Here is an 18,401-nt window from a genome sequence, read left to right on the forward strand (position 1 = left end):
CGTCGTGACACCACTCGACGGCTTCACGGCCATCGATCTCTCCACCGGGATCGCCGGGGCCTACTGCACCAAGATGCTGGCCGACGGCGGCGCGGAAGTCCTCAAAGTCGAGCCGCCGCAGGGCGATCCACTGCGGTACTGGTCGGCCTCGGGTGCCGATACCGCCGGCGAAGGGGCATTGTTCAGCTTTCTGTCCGGCGGCAAACGCAGCGTCGTCACCGATCCCGAATCCGGCACCGCGCTCGTGGACCGGTTGCTCTCCGGCGCGGACGCCGTCATCTGGTCGCGCGGATCGGCGCTGGCCGAGCACCCGGCGTTTGCGCCCCACCAGATCACTCGCGACCATCCGCATCTGATCGTCACCGCGATCACGCCCTTCGGTCTGGACGGTCCGTGGAGCGATCGGCCGGCCACCGAATTCACCCTGCAGGCGTGGTCGGGTGGCATCTTCGGGATCGGGCGCGGATCGCAGGACCGGCCACCGGCATTCGTCGGCGGACAGATCGGCGAGTACCTCGCCGGCGCTTACGCCAGTGCGCTGACCCTGGCATCGTGGTTCGCCCGCCGCGACCGTGGTGACCTGTTGGACCTGTCGATGCTCGAGACACAGATCATGGGCCTGACCTACTACCCGGTGACCTACTTCGAGATGCTCGGCAAGCCCTGGCGCGACACTCGCAGGCTCACCGTGCCCGGTATCGCCTCCGCCAAGGACGGCCTGGTCGATGTCGGGTGCGGCACCGCCCAGCAATGGTTCGACCTGTGCGCGATGACCGGGCATCCCGAGTGGATCGACGAGGACTCGCCGCTGTCGATCACCGAGCAGGCCAACGAGAAGGCCGAGGAGATCTACGCCTGGTTCAAAGAGCAGACCGTCGAGGAGATCCGGGATCTGGCCACCGCGTTCCGGATCCCCAACGCCCCGGTCGGCAACGGCGCCAACGTCACCGAACTGGATCACTTCCAGGCGCGGCAGGTCTTCGTCACCAACCCGCGCGGCGGATTCATCCAGCCCGATCGCCCCTATCGGATGCCGCAACTGAGCTGGGGCCCCCCACAGCCGGCGCCGCGTCTCGGCGAGCATACCGAGCACTACCGTTCGACGCCGCCACCAGCACGTGTTGCCGGTGGGGGTGAGCAGCACGACGCCGGGCCGTTCAGCGGCCTTCGGGTGCTCGACCTGACGACATTCTGGGCCGGCCCGAGCTGCACCCATCTGCTGGCCATGCTCGGCGCCGACGTCATCCATATCGAATCGACCGGCAAACCCGACGGCACCCGGCTCATCGCCGGAATCCCGGCCAGTGAACCGCAATGGTGGGAGCGTTCACCGATCTTCTCGGCGCTGAACACCAACAAGCGGGGGCTCACGACGGACCTGCGTCGGGAGGCCGGCCGCGAGATTCTGCGGAAGCTGGTCGCGACCGCGGATGTGATCGTGGAGAATTTCACCCCGCGGGTGCTCGAGCAGATCGGCTTGGATTTCGACACGGTCCGCCGGTTGCGGTCCGACGCGATCTTGTTGCGGATGCCCGGTTTCGGGCTCGACGGGCCGTGGCGTGACAATCCGGCGTTCGCCTACGCGATCGAGGCCGCCGCCGGCGTGAGCTGGCTGACCGGCTTCCCCGACCGCAACCCCTACGAGCCGTATTCGGTGGGCGATCCGAACGCGGGCGTGCACGCCCTCAACGCGCTGCTGCTGGCGCTGGAGCATCGTCGTCGTACCGGCGAAGGGATCCTGGTGGAAGCGGCGATGGTCGATGCGGCCCTCAACGTCGCCGCCGAGCAGGTGATCGAGTACTCCGCCTACGGCGCACTGTTACAGCGCGACGGCAATCGGGGTCCGACCGCAGCACCGCAAAACCTGTACCGCACTTCCGATATCGACGAGTTCGGCCGGCTCGACAGCTGGGTCGCAGTGGCGATCAGCACCGACGAAGAGTGGATCGCGCTCTGCGAGGCACTGGGTCGACCGGCCTGGGCGGCCGACCCGAGCCTGGCGACGGCAGCAGGACGGCGCGAACACCACGATCTCATCGACTCCCGGCTCGGCGCCTGGTGCGCCGAACGCAGCGGCGATGAGATCGTCGAGTTGCTCTGGCCGGCCGGGATTCCGGTGGCCAAAGCTGTGCAACCGCACCGGCAGGCCGAATCGCCACAGTTGGCGCATCGCGGCTTCTTCGAAGATGTCGCCCACCCGGTGAACCCGACGGTGCGGCACAGCACGCTGCCGGTGCGTTCGACGCACGGGCCCAGCCGGTGCCACCGTCGCCCGGCGCCGTTGCTCGGTGAACACAACCACGAACTGTTGCGCGAGCTGGGTTTCACCGAGGCCGAGGTCGCCGCACTGGAAGCCGACGGTGTGATCGGCAACGCACTCGGTTAGCCGGCAACCCGCCGTCGCAGTGACGCTGCACTCACGGCGCACCCTTCTCGCACCGTTTCGCCATGGGCTCAGCGTCAATGATCAACGGCTACGGCTTGTCCAGCGCGTCCAGCGCCGCCCGGGTGTCCAGATCGGTGAATGCCGCGGCGTAGCGCTGCGCGAGCGCCAGGCTGATGTCGGGCCGCTGCCAGTTGTCGCCACCGGACAGCGTGGCGATCCAGATCGCCAGGCCGTGCGCCGCGGAAGCCCGGTAGTGCAACCAGATCTCCTCGGCCGAGGGTAGTTCGGCAGACGGAAGGCCCAGGGCGCCACGGTAGTCCTCGACCAAGTCACGCTCGGCAGCCTGCCGGTCGGCGATGGTCAGCGCACCCTGCAGGAAGTAGCCCAGGTCCAGCGAGAAGTTGCCGTGCCGGACCATCTGCCAGTCCAGGAAGCCGACGTCACCGTCGGGCAGCACGTAGGTGTTGCCGATGTGCGGGTCGCCGTGCAGCAAAGTCTGCGGCCCCCGGGCCAGGCTGCGGATGTAGCGGGCCCAGATGTCGCCGAAGAGTTCCGGCCCGCTCATCGCGGTGATCTCGGCGGGAACCGAGTCGCCCAGTCGCTGGTAGGCGACGTCCAGCGGTGCGAGCTCCAGACCGGCGAACGGCACGAACGGCTCCACCCACTCCAGCGCGGGATTGCCGCTGATGCGTTCACCCCAGAACGCCCCGTGCAGGCGGGCCAGGCCGCGTACTCCCCGGGCCGCTTCGTCGAGGTTCAACGGCCGGGTCGCGTCGCGCGGGTCGGCGCCGCGTGCCACCACATCCTCCATCAGCAGCAGGAAGTCGCGGCGCTGCTCGTCGATCACCGCCCGGTAGACCGTCGGATGATCCAGTGGCAGTTCAACTTGCGCGAGGAATAGTCGCGGCTCGTGGTACAGACCGCTGGTCAGCTCGACTAGATCGGCGTGCTCGGGGTCGACCGCCTTGACGAAGACGGTGGCCGGCCCGCTTCCGGCCGCGTAGCGCAGCGCCAGCCGAGCCCGCCGGTTGGTGCCGTCGTCGCGCGACACGACCGAGACCTCTTGCACCACCGCGCCGGGGTGGTGACCGCTGATGGCAGCGGTCACCCACTCCGGTGTTATCGACTCCCAGCTGTCGGGAATCACCGGCGCGGCTACTTCAGGCAGCTTCCGGCGTCGACGGGCAGGGTCACCCCGGTGATGTAGCGGGCCTCGTCGGATGTCAGGAAGAGCACGGCGTTGCTGATGTCGACCGCGTCCACCCACGGAATCGGCAGGGTGTGGAAGAGCTGGCAGATCGGCGCCATGTCGTCGGGGCCCGGGTTCTCCAGGTCCGGCCGGAACATCTTCCAGGTGCCCTCGTTCATGATCATTCCCGTGCTGACATGGGTGGGGTGCACGCTGTTGACGCGAATGTTGTGCTGCCCCAACTCGACGGCGAAGGAGCGCATGATGCCCACCACGCCGTGCTTGGCGGCCACGTAGTTGCCGCAGTGGGGGTAGGCCTTCAGCCCGCCCACCGAGCTGGTCAGCACGATCGAACCGCCGTTGCCCCCGGCAATCAGGTGCGGCACACCGGCTTTGACGGTCTTCCACACACCCGACAGGTTGATGTCGATCATCTCCTGCCAGTCGTGTTCGCTGCACTGGTCGAGGGTGTCGCCACCGTTGCCGATGCCGGCGTTGGCGACGATGATGTCCAGGCGGCCGAGCTCCTCGACACCGGCATCGACCGCGGACTTGAGAGCGTCATAGTCGCGCACGTCGACCTCGGCGGTGTAGATCCGGCGGTTCAGCGCCTTGACCATGTCGGCGGTCTCGGCCAGCTCCTCCGGGGTGGCCGGCGGAATGGGCGAGTTCTCCACGATCGGCTTACAGACGTCGATCGCGATGATGTCGGCGCCCTCCTGGGCCAACCGCACCGCGTGGCTACGGCCCTGGCCGTGCGCCGCGCCGGTGATGAACGCGACCTTGCCCTCAACACGTCCGGTCATTGGAAACCTCAATTCTGTTGTTGCGGAAAATTTCGGGTGACTAGGGGGTTCAGGGAATGAGCGCCGGCATGGAGACCCAGCCCCGCACCGTCGACGTCGGGGAGATCTGCGTCGCCGACAGGTCGACCTCCCACTCCGGGAAACGCTTGAGGATCTCCTCGAGCGCGATCCGCGCCTCGAGCCGGGCCAGGGCATTGCCCACACAGAAGTGGGTGCCGTGACCGAAGCCCAGGTGCGGGCGCCGTTCCCGGTGGATGTCGAACACGTCGCCATCCGGCGGGAACCGGCGGTGGTCGCGGTTGGCGGCACCGATCAGCAGGAGCATCGCCGAGCCTTCGGGCACCGTCTGGCCGTAGTACTCCACGTCGCGCGTGACGTACCGGGCCGCGTGCGGTGCCGGCGGCTCGAACCGGACCAGCTCCTCGACCGCCCGCGGGATCAGTGCCGGGTTGGCCGCCAGCTGCGCGCGCTGGTCGGGGTGGTCGGCCAGCACTTTGCCGGCCCAGCCGATCAACCGGGTGGTGGTCTCACTGCCGGCGGTGGCAAGCACGGTGAGGAACAGGTGCAGTTCCTCGCGGGACATTCGGCGCCGGGTGCCGTGTTCGTCCTCGAACTCCGCATTCATCAACTCGGTGATCAGGTCATCGGAGGGGTTCGTGGTCCGGTAGGCGATGATGTCGGCGAACACGTCACCGGTGGCGATCGGACCGTCCGGGTTGTCGGTCATCTTCTGACCGGGCTCGGTGCGGATGGTGGCGTCACCGTGCTCGGTGACGTGGCGCTGCTGATCCTCGGGAATACCCAGCAGCATGCCGATCACCCGCATCGGCATCTCCGCGCCGAGATCGGTGACGAAGTCTAATCGGCCGGTGCCCACCAGCGGGTCCAGGCAGCGCGCGCAGAACTCCCGGATCTGCGATTCGAGGGCGTTCATCCGCCGCGGGCTGAACATCCCCGCCATCAAGTTGCGGTGGATGTCGTGGATCGGCGGGTCCTCGAAGATCAGGATGCCCGGCGGAATCTCCATGCCGGACTTGATGATCTCCAGGACGGCACCCTTGGCGGAGCTGAAGGTCTGGTAGTCGGCCAACGCGGCGTGCACGTCGTCGAATCGGCTCAGCGCGTAGAAGTCGTGTTCTTCGTTGTAGTACAACGGCGCCTCTTCGCGCAGCCGGCGAAACATCGGGTACGGGTCGTTGTTGAGTTCGACATCGTACGGGTCATAGCGCGCTTCGTCGGTGGTGGTCACCGTCATGGTTGCCCCTTTGAGTGGGTGGGAGAACAGCGGTCAGAGGCCGGCGGGGACGGGAGCCGCCACCGGGGTGAATTCCAGGTGGAGTTCTGTCAGGCCGCGCAGGATGAAGGTCGGTTCGAAACTGAATCGGCGGTCACCGGCCGGTCCGTGCTGCGACTCGTCGAGCCGGATGTCGGTCATGCGGTCCAGGATGCGTTCCAGCGAGATCCGGCTCTCGGCGCGGGCGAGCGGCGAGCCCGGGCAGGTGTGGCTGCCGCGGGCGAACGCCAGGTGCTCGCGCACATTGGGCCGGTCGATCCGGAACTCGTGCGGGTTCTCGAACTTGCGGGGGTCGCGGTTGATCGCCCCGGGGAACATCACCACGACCGTGCCGGCCTTCAGTTCGACGCCACCCAACGTCGTGGTCTTGCGCACCAGCCGCGGGTCGGTCTTGACCGGGCTCTCCATCCGCAGGGTCTCTTCGAGGAAGTTCGGGATCCTGCTGCGGTCCTCGCGCAGTTGCGCGACGAGGCCGGGGTCCTCGGCCAGGAACCGCAGCGCCGCGCTGAGCAGCTTGGTGGTGGTCTCCTGTCCGGCCGCGAACAGGAACGTGGAACTCTTGACCACGTCGGAGATCTCGGGGATCGACCCGTCCTCGTAGGTGGCGGTGGCCAGGTCGGTCAGCACGTCGCCGCGTGGATTCTCCCGCCGGTCATTCAGGTAGCCGCTGAACTTGTCGTCCAGCCACGCCAGCGGGTCGTGGGCCAACTCCTCGTGATCGAGCGAGCCGATACGGGCGCCCGGCTGCGGCGCGCCCAGCACCTCCTGGAACGTCGGCCGGTCCTCCTCGGGCACACCGAGCAGGTCGGCGATCACCAGCAGTGCGAACGGGCGGGCGTACTCGGAGAGGAATTCGCATTTGCCGCTTTCGGCGAAGTAGTCGAGCTGGCGGTCGGCCAGCTGCCACATGAAGTCCTGGTTCTCCTTGAGCCGCTTCGGTGTCAGCAGCCGATTCAGCAGCGACCGGGCCTTGGTGTGCATCGGTGGGTCCATGGTGACCATGTGATCGGCCATCGGCATCTGATGGCGGTGCGCCTCGATCTGCTCGCTGATGTCGTCGCCCTCAGGCTCGAACGGCAGCGGCGGGAAAGGCCCACCCACGGCCACCAGGTTGGAGTAGGTGTCAGAGTCGCGGTAGACCTCGTTCGCTTCTTCGTGACCGGTCACGGCGACGACGCCGTAGACGTTCAGCGGGGTCACCGGATTCTGGGCCCGCAGGTAGTCGAAGTACGGGTGAGGGTCCGGTATCAGGGACTGATCGGTGAAGAAGTCGATGGTGTCGAAGTCGGTCAACGTGGACCCCTCTGCTGAATGGGCTGACATGTGCTGTGCATCTGCTTAGCATGGGCGGGACCGGGAAGCAAGGGTTGCGGCGGCATTACGCTGGCCGCCGGACGTGTAAAGGTGGAATGTGATGACGCGGAGCGGACCGTATGCCCGAATCTGGTAAGGGGCAGCGCAGAATTGGGGCTCCGGACGCGAAGAACCGGTTGCGGTTGCTCGATGCCGCCGAGGAACTCTTGTTGACCGCCGGCCACACCGCCGTCAGCTCGCGCCGCGTCGCCGAGCGGGCCGGTCTCAAGCACCAACTCGTGCACTACTACTTCCGGACCATGGATGATCTTTTCCTGGCGATGTTCCGCCGTCGGGGTGATCAAGGGGTGGCCGAGCAGGCCGCGGCGCTGGCGTCGCCGCAGCCGTTGTGGGCGCTGTGGCGGTTCAACACCGACCCGGCGTGGACCGCGCTGACCATGCAGTTCATGGCGCTGGCCAACGAGCGTGCGGCGTTGCGGTCGGAGATCGCCAGCTATGCCGAGCGGCTGCGCGCCGAACAGATTGAGGCGGTGGCCGGCCTGCTGGCCCGCTATGGCATCGATGGCGGCGAGTTTCCGGCGACGGTGCTGACGGTGTTGATGACCAGCGCGTCGCGGATGCTGATCATCGAACACGAGGCGCTGGGCATGACCCTCGGCCATGCCGAGACCGTCGAGTTCGTGGAGCGGTGGTTGCATCGCTTCGAGGGCGAGCCGCAAGCGGTCACCGGCGCCGACGGACAGGTCCTCCCGGCCAGTGCCGCTGCGCGCTAGCGGTTGTTGCGCTGCTGCTGCAGCGCGTCCGCGGCCGCCCAATGCTCGTCGGAGACCCAGAGCCGGGCAAACGCTGCCACCGCCTCGTCCGCCGACGCGCCGGCCAGCACCCGTTTGATCTCGCCCGCCGACCGGTTGGCCAGCGACCGCGCCAGCCCACGCCATTCGGCCTCGAACGACTCCCGTGGCACCACCCGGTTCACCAGCCCGATCCGTTCGGCCGCGGCGGCGTCGAGCATGGTTCCGGTGCCGGCCAGCAGCAGCGCCTGACTGTGCCCGACCAGGGCCGCCAGGCGCTCGGCCCCGCCCCAAGCCGGCATGATCGCCAATGACACCTGATTGAACGCGATCTTGATGTCGGCGGCGGCGATCCGGATGTCGGCGGCTACCGCGACCTCGGCGCCGCCGCCCAGCGCGTGGCCGTTCAATGCCGCGATCACCGGCGCGGGGAACGCGGCGATGCGGTCGCACAGTAACCGCATCCGCCAGGCCATGGCCTGCGCGTCCGCTTCGGTGCGGATGGCGGCGAGTTGCTTGAGATCGCCGCCTGAGACGAAGGCGCGATCGCCGCCGCCGGTGATGACCAGCGCTCGTGCCGCGGCTACCGCATCAAGAGCACGATCGAGCTGATCCATCGTCTCCGGGGCGATCGCGTTGCGCGCCTGGGGACGATCGATCGTGATGACCGCCAATCCTTCATCCAGCTCGACATCAACCATGACTCTCCAATGAGGATATTGGCATTCTCGGATCAGGAGAATAACATCGCGGGGAACATGCGAAAGATTCCCGACGATCTGGTGCGTCGCTACGAAGCCAACGGGTGGTGGACCCGGGAGACCCTCGGGGACCTGCTCGGTCACGGTCTGTCCCGCGGGGCCGCCAACCACTTCGAGGTGCACTCCGCGGTACGCCCATGGGTCGGCACGTTCGGCGAGGTGGAGCTGACCGCCCGCCGGCTGGCGGCCGGGCTGCGGGCCCGCGGCGTCGGGCCCGGCGATGTCGTGGCGTTCCAGCTGCCCAACTGGATGGAGGCCGCCGCGACCTTCTGGGCGGCGGCGTTCCTGGGGGCGGTCGTGGTGCCGGTCGTGCACTTCTACGGCCCCAAGGAGCTGGGCTACATCCTGGCCGCCAGCAAGCCCCGGGTGTTCATCACCGCCGAGAAGTTCGGGCGGATGAGCTTTCGGCCGGAGCTTGCCGGCGACATCCCGATCGTCGGGGTGGTGGGCGGGAGACCGGCGAGCGTGGTGGGCGGGAGACCGGCGAGCGTGGTGGGCGGGAGACCGGCGAGCGTGGTGGGCCAGGACTTCGATGAGTTGCTCGCCGCTGAACCGATGGCCGGGATCCTGGCCACCGACCCCGGCGCACCGGCGCTCATCGCGTTCACGTCCGGCACCACCCGAGACCCCAAGGGCGTCATACACAGTCACCAGACGCTGTGCTTCGAGACGCGCCAGCTGCTCGATAACTACCCCAAGGATCGCGGTCGGCAACTGACCGCAACCCCGGTCGGGCACTTCATCGGGATGCTCGGCGCTTTCTTGATCCCGGTGCTGGAGAGCGCTCCGATCGACCTCGCCGACACCTGGGATCCCGCCCAGGTGCTGGAGCTGATGACCAGTCAGGGCGTGTCGATCGGCGGCGGACCGCCGTATTTCGTCACCAGCCTGCTCGATCATCCGGGCTTTGCGACCGAGCATCTCAAACACATCCCCAATGTCGGGCTCGGCGGGGCGACGGTGCCCGCGGCGGTCACCCGCCGGCTTGCCGACCTCGGCATCTATGTCTACCGCTCCTACGGCAGCACCGAGCACCCGTCGATCACCGGCTCGACCTCCAGCGCTCCGGAGGACAAGCGGCTGTTCACCGACGGTGACGCGCGGCCCGGCGTGGAGATCCGGTTGGCCCCTGACGGGGAGATATTGAGTCGGGGACCCGACCTGTGCCTGGGCTACACCGACGATGCCCTGACCGAGGCGGCGTTCGACGCCGAGGGCTGGTACCACACCGGCGACGTCGGCGTGCTGGACGCCGAGGGGTATCTGACCATCACCGACCGCAAGGCCGATGTGATCATCCGCGGCGGCGAGAACATCAGCGCCGTGGAGGTCGAAGAGGTGTTGTTGGCGATGCCGGCCGTCGCCGAGGCGGTGGTGGTCGCGGCGCCCGACGCGCGGCTCGGGGAGCGGGCGGCCGCGGTGGTCCGGCTCAAACCCGGCTTCGCGTCGCCGACGATGCCGGAACTGCGGGCCCACTTCGAGCGGATGGGCGTGGCGCGGCAGAAGTGGCCGGAGGAACTGCACGTGGTCGAGGATTTCCCGCGCACCGCCAGCGGCAAGGTGCAGAAGTACCGGGTGCGGCAGGGCCTTGCCAGCGAGGTTGCACCGACACCATTGTGAGAATATGATTCTCACGAGCCGAAAAGGAGCATTCCATGGGTCAACTGTCACATCGCGTCGAGATCCCGTTCCCGTTGTTCGACGCCGACAACCACCTCTATGAGCCGCCGGAGGCGCTGACCAAGTACTTGCCCAAGGAGTACAAGGACATCGTCCAGTACGTGGAGATCAACGGGCGTACCAAGATTGCGATCGACGGCCACATCAGCAACTACATCCCGAACCCGACCTTCTCGCACGTCGCCAAGCCGGGCGCCTGGGAGGAGTACTTCAAGTTCGGCAACCCCGACGGCAAGAGCAAGCGTGAACTGTTCGGGGAGCCGATGAAGTCGATCCCGGCGTTCTTCGAGCCGGCTCCGCGCCTGGCACTGATGGACGAACTGGGCGTCGACCGTTCGCTGATGTTCCCCACGCTGGCCAGCCTCATCGAGGAGCGGCTGCGCGATAACCCGGTCGCCATCCACGTCATCATCCACTCGCTCAACCAGTGGCTGGACGAAGTGTGGGGCTTCAACTACAAGAACCGCATCTTCACCACCCCGGTGATCACCTTGCCCATCGTGGAGAAGGCGATCGAGGAGCTCGAGTGGTGTGTCAAGCGTGGTGCCCGCGCCATCTTGATCCGCCCGGCTCCGGTCCCCGGTTTCCGCGGCCCGCGCTCGTTCGCGCTGCCCGAGTTCGACCCGTTCTGGGAGCGTTGCGTGCACCATGACGTGTTCGTCGGCATGCACTCCAGCGACAGCGGCTACGCGCGCTACACGTCGGAGTGGGACGGCACGGTACAGGAGATGCTGCCCTTCCAGACCAATGCGATGAACATTCTGAACGAATGGCGCCCGATCCAGGATGCGGTGGGCTCCTGGGTGATCCACGGTGCGCTGTTCCGCCACCCGAAGCTCAAAGTGGGCATCGTGGAGGCCGGCTCGAAGTGGATGTTCCCGCTGTTGGACTCCATGGCCGAGGTGTACAAGAAGGCGCCGGAGGCCTTCCTGGGCAACCCGATGGAAGAGATCAAGAACCGGATCTACGTCAGCCCGTTCTACGAAGAGGGCATCGACGATCTGATCAACCTGATCGGGGTGGAGCAGGTGCTCTACGGTTCCGACTGGCCGCACCCGGAGGGCCTGGCCGAGCCGACCCACTACGTGACGGCGCTGTCGCACCTCTCCGTCGAGGACCAGGCCAAGATCATGGGCGGTAACCTCGGTCGGCTCGTCACCGTTTAGCGGTGCCGCGCTGGCAGACCATTCCCGAGATGGTCTTGAGTGTCGGCGATCGCTTCGGGGACGCCGAAGCGATCGCCGACGGCCCGGTGCGGCTGAGTTTTTCCCAGTTGGCCGACCGGGTCCGCTGCGCGGCGGGAGCGTTCGCCGCGGCGGGGGTCGCCAAGGGTGATCGGGTGGCCATCTGGGCGCCCAACTCCGCGGAATGGATCATCGCCGCATTCGGGCTGCTGACCGCCGGCGGAGTGCTCGTTCCGGTCAGCACCCGGTTCAAGGCGGCAGAGGCCGACGACATCATCCGTCGCAGCGGCGCCAAGCTGGTCATGGTCGAAAAGGGTTTCCTGGGGCTGGATTTCACCGCCCCGCCCGGCATCCCGGTGATCGACCTGAAATCAGACTTCCTGGCCTCAGGTGCGCCGCTGCACCGCGCGGTCGACGGTGGCGACATCGCCGACATCATCTTCACCTCGGGCACTACCGGCCGGCCCAAAGGCGTCATGATGAGCCATCAGCAGAATCTGCGGCTCTACGCCGAGTGGTGCGACCTGGCCGATCTGCGCGAGGGTGACCGCTATCTGATGGTCAACCCGTTCTTCCACACCTTCGGTTACAAGGCGGGCTGCATCGCCGCCTGCATCCGAGGGGCGACCATGGTCCCGGTTCGGGTTTTCGACGTCGACGTGGTGGCCGAACTCATTGAGACCGAACGCATCACGATGCTGCCGGGTCCGCCGACGCTGTATCAGTCGCTGTTGGACGCTGTGTCCGCGCGTGACCTGTCATCGCTGCGCGCCGCGGTCACCGGCGCCGCCGACATCCCGGTGGACCTGATCCGCCGGATCCGCAGCGAATTGCCGTTCCAGTCGATCATGACCGGTTACGGCCTGACCGAGGCCGGTACGGTGACCGCCTCACGCCGCGGCGACTCATTCGAGGACATCGCCACCACGGCGGGCCAGGCCTGTGCGGACATCGAGATCCGCATAGCCGGCGACGCCGAAGCCGGCGAGGTCCTGGTACGCGGCTACAACGTGATGGCCGGCTACCTCGACGACCCGGAAGCGACCGCCGAGGCGATCGATCCGCAGGGCTGGCTGCACACCGGAGACATCGGGACGATCGACGATGCGGGTCGGCTGCGGATCGTGGGACGCAAGAAGGACATGTTCATCGTCGGCGGCTTCAACGCCTACCCGGCCGAGATCGAGGGCTTCCTGCTGGAGCATCCGGCCGTCGCGCAGGCCGCGGTGATCGGTGTCCCCGACGAGCGGCTCGGCCAGGTGGGCAAGGCCTTTGTGGTGAAACGGGATCCGCGGCTCTCGGAATCGGAGCTGATCGCCTGGAGCCGTGACCGGATGGCGGGTTTCAAGGTTCCGCGTTCGGTTCGCTTCGTAGACCGGTTGCCGCTGAACGCCACCGGCAAGGTGGACAAGGGACAACTGGAGACTCAGGCCGGGGCGTGAGACCCCATGTACGTCTGCCTGTGCGCGGGGGTGACCAGTCAGCAGGTGATCGATGCCGTCGCCGCCGGTGCGTCGAACACCAAACAGGTCGGTGAACTCACCGGGGCGGGCACGGTATGCGGGCGGTGTAAGAACAACATCCGCGCCCTGATAGCGGCAGCTCCGACCGGAACGCAGTCACTGACGTAAGTCATCTTCCGGCGGGGGAGTGCCGAGGCGGTACTGTCGTGACCGGCGAATGGTCACAACGCAGTAGGCAGAGGGATCCGGGCATGGCCGTGGTGGACAAGTCAGACAAGATGACGGCGCGTGAAGCCAAGCGCCTGCAAACGCGCGAGCGCCTGCTGGGTGCGGCGACGGCCGAGTTCAAGCGGACCGGGATGGCGCAGGCCGACGTCGGGGCCATCGTCGCCGCCGCCGGCGTCGCGCACGGCACGTTCTTCTTCCACTTCCCCACCAAGGAACATGTGCTGTTAGAGCTCGAGCAGCGTGAAGAGGACCGGATGGCAAAGCAGTTCGGCCGGTACCTGGCCAAGGGGCATGACCTGAAATCCGCCTTGACCGAAGCGGTGCGACTGGTGTTGGGGCTGGAGCGCCGCCTCGGCGAGCTGTTGTTCAAGGATTTCCTGGCGTTGCACTTCTCCCAGACCCGCCCGGCCGCCGAGGACGGTAGTGATCACTCACTGGTCCTGCTGTTGGGCAAGCGCATCGAGCAGGCCCAGGCCGAGGGGGAGGTGGACCCGGAGGTCCGGCCGATCAACAGTGCGGTGTTCTTCTTGCTCGGTCTCTACGCGCTGGCGATCACCACCAACGATCCGATGCGTCACGAGTTGCTCGAAGATCTGGTGAAGCGCACCCTGCACAGCGTGGCCGTGATCGCCTGATCAATCCTTGTCGTCCGCGACATTGAATGACTAGAGTCAGTCGACATGCCCGGTGCACTGTCGGTTGAAGAGCATATGGAAGCGTCGCGCCTCGCCCAGCGTCAGGCGGACAAATGGCTGATCAGCGGAAGCATCCTGATAGGAACTGCGGCATTGGGCATTTTCGGCCTGCCGTTGTTCCTCCGGGGAGTGTGGCTGCTACGGCAGGCGCAGCGGAACGGGATGTCGGTGCGGCCGATGCTGGTGACCCTGCTGGGGTACCTGGTCATCGTCGACGCGGCGATCAACACCGTGGGGTGGGCGCTCGACCTGATCGGTAGTCACACCTTGCTGGCGCGTGTGCTGCTCAGCGGCTGGGGCTACATGTTCGACGCCGGATACTTCTGGCATTTCAACGAACTCTGGGTCGGCGGCGCTGCCGGCCCAGGCGAAAAGGCCATGGAAGCGGGGATGATTCTCACCGTGTTCACCATGCGGATCGCGGCCGGGATCGGGTTCCTGCAGATGAAGCGCTGGGGTCACCAGTGGATGGTCGTCACCTGCTGGATGGGCGTGGTGATCTGGGTGTTGTACGTCTTCAACATGACGATGTTCGCCGACGTGCGGTTCGCCGGGGTGATCTTCCCGGTCGTGGGCTGGTGGCTCTACGACATCTTCTACATCACCCCGTTCCTTGCGATCCCGTATCTGCACACGGTGAACCGCGAGATCTTCACCGATTGACCACCCCGCAAGCATCCGTTCTATTGACTGAAGTCAGTCAATGAGTTAGAAACAGTGCACCATGACCCCACAGCTGCGCCTAGTCCGGCACGACACCCCCCGACGCCAGACACGGGCCGGCGTGGTCTTCGGGAGGCTTCGCGGTGGCGGACGAAACATCATGCGCTACAAGTCGTCCTGCGCCGCGGCGCACGGCCTGAACCCGTCAACAAGGAGGTCCGACCATGGACTACGTCTGGGAGATTCTGCGTTACGTCGCGGCATGGGGCGGTACCGGTCTGGTCATCTGGTTCTGGTATTGGATGTTCTCCAACATCGGCACATTCTGAGCCGGGCGCACATCTGCCCGGGAGCGACGTTTCATGACTGACCTCGACCAGACCGCCGCCATGGCGCTGGAGCGCAGCTGCTCGGTCACCGCGGTCGCGCTGAGCGAGGAGAACCGCGCCGGCGTGCGGCTGGTCACCGGCGACCACCGCGGCTTCGGCCTCAGCGTGTCGCGCAGTCACGTGCACGTGCCCTACCCGGTATTGCGGACCGACTGGACCCGGCGATCGTTGACCTGCGGGATCGCCCTGCAATGCGCATCGTCGAAGGACCGGCTGGGCCAGTACCGGATCAACGAACTGTCGGCACGTGAACTGCGGGCGCTGACCGTCGTGGAAGCCGGCGTCGCTCTGGGCTGGATCGCGGCGCGGTGGCCGGGCCTGATGCCCGAGTTCGACCGTCTGCTACCCGAACTCGCACCGGCGGACCCACAGCTCGAGGCGCAGGACATGATCGGTCGGGCCATCGAGACCGCCCGGGCATCGGATCAGGCGGAGCTCGACCCGTTGCTGGGCCGGCTGCCGGCGATCTACACGGCGCCCACCGGGCTGACCGACAGACTGCGGCGGCAGTTCGGCAGGATGCCCTGGACCACGACGCAGCAGCGGATGCCGCGGCCGTACTCGGTGCCCGTCGGCGGTGACGGTGGGGTTCGCAATCCGAACCTGCCTCCCCCGAGCCGGCCGCAGGACAACGACACCGATGTCACCCCTGAGCACCGTCCGGGAATCCCGTATCCGGAGTGGAATTCCTGGACCGAGCGCCTGATGCCCGACCACGTGGCCGTTGTGGAGTTGGCGCGTGACCGACGAGTCGGTGCCCCCACCACGACCTCGGCTGACCTGCGCAAGTGGTTTCAGGAGGACACCCATCGCGCGATGGTCAGCCGGCTCGAGGACGGGTCGGATCTCGATATCGACCAGTACGTCCGCCATTACGTCGACCTGCGCACCGGGGAGGCCGGCGAGCCCCGACTGTTCCGCGACCTGTTGCCGTGTGACCGCGATGTCAACACCGCGCTGCTGCTCGACGGCAGCTCCTCGCTGGGGGTACACGGGGGACGGGTGTTCCGGCTCGAGCTGGCCTGCGCGGATGCGTTGTCCCGCGCCATGACCCACGCGCGTGAGCGGCACGGGATCTTCGTGTTCACCGGCAACACCAGACATCGGGTGGAAGTCCGTTGCCTGAAGGACTTTCCGGAAGCCCGCTTCGTGCCGCCGAGCGGTATGGGGTTGTCCGCTGGTGGTTACACCCGCCTCGGTGCCCCGATCCGGCATCTGACCAGCCGACTGCTCGACCAGCCCTCGGAGCGCCGACTACTCATCATCATCGGCGACGGGATGATCTCCGACGAAGGCTACGAGGGTAGGTACGCCTGGTCGGACGCCGCACACGCGGTGGAGGAGGCCAACGAGGCCGGTGTGTCGGTCTACTACGTGGGCGTCGGCCCGACACGCGTCGACCCGTTGCCCGAGGTTTTCGGACCCAAACGCTCACAACGGATCAGCCGGGTCGAAGAACTGCCGCGCGTACTGGCACGCGTGCACCGCGAACTGATCAGTACGTAAGGGAGGGAGCCACATGAGCAGCGACATGTATTACTCGAACGGAAACGAGGTCCGACTCTTCGAGCAGGCCTTCACTCGGAAGATCCCGGTGATGCTGACCGGGCCGACCGGCTGCGGTAAGACCCGGTTCGTCGAGCACATGGGATCACTGCTGGGTCGGCCCGTCATCACCATCAGCTGCCATGACGACCTGACCAGTTCAGATCTCGTCGGACGCTTCATGGTGACCGGCGGTGACGTCACCTGGACCGACGGACCACTGACCCGGGCGGTCAAAACCGGTGCCATCTGCTACCTCGACGAGGTGGTGGAGGCGCGTCATGACTCACTGGCGATTCTGCACTCGCTCACCGATCATCGGCGCACGCTGTATCTGGACCGGGCCGACGAAGTGGTCCCGGCGCCAGACGATTTCATGCTGGTGTGCTCCTACAACCCGGCGTACCGGAGTTCGTTGAAAGAACTCAAACCGTCATTTCGGCAGCGCTTCGCCACCTTGCCGATGACCTACCTTCCCCCCGAGCGGGAGGCGCAGGCCGTCGTCGCGGAGACGGGCATCGAACTCGCCGCCGCGCAGCGACTCGTGCAGTGCGCCATCGCCATCCGCACCGCCGACGAGGCGTTCCACTTCGAGCCGCCGTCGACCCGGGTGCTGGTCACCGCGGCACAGCTCATCGCGGCCGGTGCCGGCGAACTGGAAGCCGCCGAAGCGTGCATCCTTGCGCCGCTGAGCACCGATGGCGCCATCAGTGAAGGGCTGCGCGAGATCGCGGCCGCAGTTCTGCTCGACGCCGACAAACTCTAGAAAGGACACCCGAAATGGCCGACCAGCGAGAGCAGAAGCGCAAGAGGGCCTTGATCGTCTTCCAGATCGTCATCTACGGCTACCTGCTCACGATGTTCCTGATCCAGCTGTACATGTCGTTCGAACGGGGCTGGTGGTACCTGTGACCGTCACCGGGCCACCGGTCGGTCTGGAAGACCACCAGGAGCAGTCCCGCCTCGCCCAGTGGCAGGCCGACAAATGGATGATCGTCGGGGCTGCGCTGATGGGTATGTGGGCACCCGGGTTGATCGGCTTTCCGATCTTCATGCGCGGGGTGTGGCTGCAGCGTGAGGCCCAGCGGGCCGGCCTGTCGGTGCGGCCCATGATCGTCACGCTGATCGGTTATCTGGTGCTGATCGACGGCATGCTCAACAGCCTGGGCTGGTCGCTGGACCTGGTTGCCAACCACACCCTGATCAACCGGGTGCTGATGATCGGCTGGGGTCACATGTTCGACGCCGGCTATTTCTGGCACTACAACGAACTCTGGGTCGGCGGTGCCGCCGGGCCCGGGGAGAAATCCATGGTCTTCGGCATGATCCTCACGGTGTTCGCGATGCGCTGCGCCGCCGCGATCGGCTTTCTGCAGATGAAGCGCTGGGGCCACCAATGGATGATCGTCACCTGCTGGATGGGTGTGTTGATCTGGGTGTTGTACGTGTTCAACATGACGATGTTCGCCGACGTGCGGTTCGCCGGGGTGATCTTTCCGGTCATCGGCTGGTGGCTCTACGACATCTTCTACATCACCCCCTTCCTCGCCATCCCGTACCTGCACACGGTGAACCGCGAAGTCTTCACCGACTAAAAGGAGCGCAACTATGGAAACCACTGCCGCCGAAGACCTCCCGCCGGGCACCACGCCGTACTACGCGCGCATGCACACCTGGATCAAGCGCGCCACGTTGGTGTGCCTGGTCGCACTGGTCATCGAAGGCGCTTTCACCCTGCCGTTCATGGCGATCTACTACGGTTACCCGACGCTGAGTCTCACCCAGATCTGCAGCGAGCTGCTCAAGGTGCGCTACTCCGACGACACCCTCGAGTGCAAGTACCCCTACCCGCCGCTCGGCCCTCCGGAGGGCGCCGAGGGCAAGGACACCGCCAAGGACATCTGGGGGATTCAGCCCGTTCCGCAATATGACCGGCTCGGCTTCCGGGAGCTGGTCGAGCGGTACCAGGCCCGGCTGGCCAGACAGCAAGCTGCACAACCGCAGGGTGGTTGA

The 18,401-nt window shown here is 66.5% G+C and carries 18 protein-coding genes; 13 read left to right on the plus strand and 5 right to left on the minus strand.

Translation table 11 applies throughout. The features are described from left to right. The first annotated feature begins 4 nt into the window (after positions 1-4). Positions 5-2,386, plus strand: coding sequence for a CoA transferase (locus ACAG20_RS10545; protein WP_370492477.1), 2,382 nt, complete (start codon positions 5-7; stop codon positions 2,384-2,386). A gap of 88 nt (positions 2,387-2,474) precedes the next feature. Here ACAG20_RS10545 and ACAG20_RS10550 read toward each other — a convergent pair whose 3' ends face one another. The 4 genes from ACAG20_RS10550 to ACAG20_RS10565 are packed head-to-tail and all read right to left on the minus strand — an operon-like array spanning position 2,475 to position 6,998. Continuing rightward, the gene (locus ACAG20_RS10550) at positions 2,475-3,533 is read right to left on the minus strand and encodes a phosphotransferase (RefSeq protein ID WP_370492478.1); all 1,059 of its coding nucleotides are present in this window, start codon (positions 3,531-3,533) and stop codon (positions 2,475-2,477) included. A gap of 8 nt (positions 3,534-3,541) precedes the next feature. Beyond that, positions 3,542-4,381, minus strand: coding sequence for a mycofactocin-coupled SDR family oxidoreductase (locus ACAG20_RS10555; protein WP_193465065.1), 840 nt, complete (start codon positions 4,379-4,381; stop codon positions 3,542-3,544). A 49-nt stretch (positions 4,382-4,430) separates the two neighbouring features. Then, positions 4,431-5,636, minus strand: a complete 1,206-nt coding sequence (locus ACAG20_RS10560) for a cytochrome P450 (RefSeq protein ID WP_370492479.1) — start codon at positions 5,634-5,636, stop codon at positions 4,431-4,433. A 33-nt stretch (positions 5,637-5,669) separates the two neighbouring features. After that, positions 5,670-6,998, minus strand: a complete 1,329-nt coding sequence (locus tag ACAG20_RS10565; RefSeq protein ID WP_370492480.1) for a cytochrome P450 — start codon at positions 6,996-6,998, stop codon at positions 5,670-5,672. 110 nt (positions 6,999-7,108) lie between these two features. On the opposite strand from ACAG20_RS10565, the gene ACAG20_RS10570 reads away from it, so the two are divergent. Continuing rightward, on the plus strand, positions 7,109-7,762 hold the full coding sequence (locus ACAG20_RS10570) for a TetR/AcrR family transcriptional regulator (protein ID WP_193465068.1): 654 nt from the start codon (positions 7,109-7,111) through the stop codon (positions 7,760-7,762). Here the strand turns inward: ACAG20_RS10570 and ACAG20_RS10575 are convergent. Beyond that, a complete protein-coding gene (locus ACAG20_RS10575; protein ID WP_193465069.1) occupies positions 7,759-8,481 on the minus strand; it encodes an enoyl-CoA hydratase/isomerase family protein in 723 nt (240 codons plus the stop codon). The genes ACAG20_RS10570 and ACAG20_RS10575 overlap by 4 nt on opposite strands. A 57-nt stretch (positions 8,482-8,538) precedes the next feature. Between ACAG20_RS10575 and ACAG20_RS10580 the strand changes: the two genes are divergently transcribed. From ACAG20_RS10580 to ACAG20_RS10630, 11 genes are all read left to right on the plus strand, one after another. Continuing rightward, positions 8,539-10,161: an AMP-binding protein gene (locus tag ACAG20_RS10580; RefSeq protein ID WP_370492481.1), complete on the plus strand. Its 1,623-nt coding sequence runs from the start codon at positions 8,539-8,541 to the stop codon at positions 10,159-10,161. A 35-nt stretch (positions 10,162-10,196) separates the two neighbouring features. Continuing rightward, positions 10,197-11,387, plus strand: a complete 1,191-nt coding sequence (locus ACAG20_RS10585; protein WP_013830350.1) for an amidohydrolase family protein — start codon at positions 10,197-10,199, stop codon at positions 11,385-11,387. Positions 11,388-11,389: 2 nt separating this feature from the next. Continuing rightward, positions 11,390-12,847, plus strand: a complete 1,458-nt coding sequence (locus ACAG20_RS10590) for a FadD3 family acyl-CoA ligase (RefSeq protein WP_370492482.1) — start codon at positions 11,390-11,392, stop codon at positions 12,845-12,847. Positions 12,848-12,853: 6 nt separating this feature from the next. Further along, positions 12,854-13,036 (plus strand): bacterioferritin-associated ferredoxin, encoded by a 183-nt coding sequence (locus ACAG20_RS10595; RefSeq protein WP_013830348.1) that lies wholly within the window; start codon positions 12,854-12,856, stop codon positions 13,034-13,036. A gap of 83 nt (positions 13,037-13,119) precedes the next feature. Then, the gene (locus ACAG20_RS10600) at positions 13,120-13,731 is read left to right on the plus strand and encodes a TetR/AcrR family transcriptional regulator (RefSeq protein WP_013830347.1); all 612 of its coding nucleotides are present in this window, start codon (positions 13,120-13,122) and stop codon (positions 13,729-13,731) included. A gap of 45 nt (positions 13,732-13,776) precedes the next feature. Further along, positions 13,777-14,454, plus strand: a complete 678-nt coding sequence (locus ACAG20_RS10605) for a hypothetical protein (protein WP_083037788.1) — start codon at positions 13,777-13,779, stop codon at positions 14,452-14,454. A 362-nt stretch (positions 14,455-14,816) separates the two neighbouring features. Then, positions 14,817-16,349 (plus strand): nitric oxide reductase activation protein NorD, encoded by a 1,533-nt coding sequence (locus ACAG20_RS10610; protein WP_370492483.1) that lies wholly within the window; start codon positions 14,817-14,819, stop codon positions 16,347-16,349. Positions 16,350-16,362: 13 nt separating this feature from the next. Next, entirely contained in the window at positions 16,363-17,154 is a 792-nt protein-coding gene (locus ACAG20_RS10615) for a CbbQ/NirQ/NorQ/GpvN family protein (protein ID WP_370492484.1), read from the plus strand. Positions 17,155-17,168: 14 nt separating this feature from the next. Continuing rightward, positions 17,169-17,300: a hypothetical protein gene (locus ACAG20_RS10620; RefSeq protein WP_019736260.1), complete on the plus strand. Its 132-nt coding sequence runs from the start codon at positions 17,169-17,171 to the stop codon at positions 17,298-17,300. Next, on the plus strand, positions 17,297-17,983 hold the full coding sequence (locus ACAG20_RS10625; protein WP_112683542.1) for a hypothetical protein: 687 nt from the start codon (positions 17,297-17,299) through the stop codon (positions 17,981-17,983). Before ACAG20_RS10620 ends, ACAG20_RS10625 begins: the two co-directional genes overlap by 4 nt. 13 nt (positions 17,984-17,996) lie before the next feature. Then, complete coding sequence (locus ACAG20_RS10630; protein WP_112683541.1) at positions 17,997-18,401, plus strand: hypothetical protein; 405 nt, start codon at positions 17,997-17,999, stop codon at positions 18,399-18,401.

Origin of the sequence: Mycobacterium sp. pW045 (genome assembly GCF_041287085.1) — a bacterium.
Classification (GTDB): Bacteria; Actinomycetota; Actinomycetes; order Mycobacteriales; family Mycobacteriaceae; genus Mycobacterium; species Mycobacterium algericum_A.

Coding starts and splice junctions, on each gene's coding strand:
- ACAG20_RS10580 (WP_370492481.1), top strand. CDS start 8,539: ATGCGAAAGATTCCCGACGATCTGGTGCGTCGCTACGAAGCCAACGGG.
- ACAG20_RS10630 (WP_112683541.1), top strand. CDS start 17,997: ATGGAAACCACTGCCGCCGAAGACCTCCCGCCGGGCACCACGCCGTAC.
- ACAG20_RS10615 (WP_370492484.1), top strand. CDS start 16,363: ATGAGCAGCGACATGTATTACTCGAACGGAAACGAGGTCCGACTCTTC.
- ACAG20_RS10600 (WP_013830347.1), top strand. CDS start 13,120: ATGGCCGTGGTGGACAAGTCAGACAAGATGACGGCGCGTGAAGCCAAG.
- ACAG20_RS10570 (WP_193465068.1), top strand. CDS start 7,109: ATGCCCGAATCTGGTAAGGGGCAGCGCAGAATTGGGGCTCCGGACGCG.
- ACAG20_RS10565 (WP_370492480.1), bottom strand. CDS start 6,998: ATGTCAGCCCATTCAGCAGAGGGGTCCACGTTGACCGACTTCGACACC.
- ACAG20_RS10595 (WP_013830348.1), top strand. CDS start 12,854: ATGTACGTCTGCCTGTGCGCGGGGGTGACCAGTCAGCAGGTGATCGAT.
- ACAG20_RS10555 (WP_193465065.1), bottom strand. CDS start 4,381: ATGACCGGACGTGTTGAGGGCAAGGTCGCGTTCATCACCGGCGCGGCG.
- ACAG20_RS10560 (WP_370492479.1), bottom strand. CDS start 5,636: ATGACGGTGACCACCACCGACGAAGCGCGCTATGACCCGTACGATGTC.
- ACAG20_RS10605 (WP_083037788.1), top strand. CDS start 13,777: ATGCCCGGTGCACTGTCGGTTGAAGAGCATATGGAAGCGTCGCGCCTC.
- ACAG20_RS10575 (WP_193465069.1), bottom strand. CDS start 8,481: ATGGTTGATGTCGAGCTGGATGAAGGATTGGCGGTCATCACGATCGAT.
- ACAG20_RS10620 (WP_019736260.1), top strand. CDS start 17,169: ATGGCCGACCAGCGAGAGCAGAAGCGCAAGAGGGCCTTGATCGTCTTC.
- ACAG20_RS10610 (WP_370492483.1), top strand. CDS start 14,817: ATGACTGACCTCGACCAGACCGCCGCCATGGCGCTGGAGCGCAGCTGC.
- ACAG20_RS10585 (WP_013830350.1), top strand. CDS start 10,197: ATGGGTCAACTGTCACATCGCGTCGAGATCCCGTTCCCGTTGTTCGAC.